At 63.5% G+C, this 710-nt stretch carries 1 protein-coding gene; it reads left to right on the forward strand.

Translation table 11 applies throughout. From position 1 onward, the window contains the following. Positions 1-710 (forward strand): aminotransferase class III-fold pyridoxal phosphate-dependent enzyme (locus INS93_RS24605; RefSeq protein WP_192985863.1); only part of this gene is annotated, 710 nt, incomplete at both ends.

Genomic DNA, 710 nt, shown 5'->3' on the forward strand with positions numbered 1-710 from the left:
GTGCACCTGTGGGACAGCGAGGGCAACAAGATCCTCGACGGCATGGCCGGTCTGTGGTGCGTGGCCGTCGGCTATGGCCGCGAGGAACTGGTCGAAGCCGCCAGCGCGCAGATGCGTCAATTGCCGTTCTACAACACCTTCTTCCAGACTGCCCACCCGCCGGTGCTGGAGCTGGCCCATGCCATCTCCCAACTGGCGCCGGCCGGCATGAACCACGTGTTCTTCACCGGTTCGGGCTCGGAGGGCAACGACACCATGGTGCGCCTGGTGCGCCACTACTGGGCATGCAAGGGCCAGCCAAACAAGAAGATCATCATCGGTCGCGACAACGGCTACCACGGCTCCACCGTGGCCGGTGCCAGCCTCGGCGGCATGAAATTCATGCACGAGCAGGGCGACTTGCCGATCCCGGGTATCGCGCATATCCCGCAGCCGTACTGGTTCGGCGAGGGTGGCGAGCAATCGCCGGAAGCATTTGGCATCTGGGCCGCCGACCAACTGGAGAAGAAGATTCTCGAACTGGGTGTGGACAATGTGGCGGCCTTCATCGCCGAGCCGATCCAGGGCGCGGGCGGTGTGATCATCCCGCCGGAGACCTACTGGCCGCGCATCAAGGAAATCCTCGCCAGGTACGACATCCTCTTCGTTGCCGATGAGGTGATCTGCGGTTTCGGCCGTACCGGCGAATGGTTCGGCAGCCAGTACTACGA

Source organism: Pseudomonas sp. EggHat1, assembly GCF_014892995.1.
Classification (GTDB): Bacteria; Pseudomonadota; Gammaproteobacteria; order Pseudomonadales; family Pseudomonadaceae; genus Aquipseudomonas; species Aquipseudomonas chaetocerotis.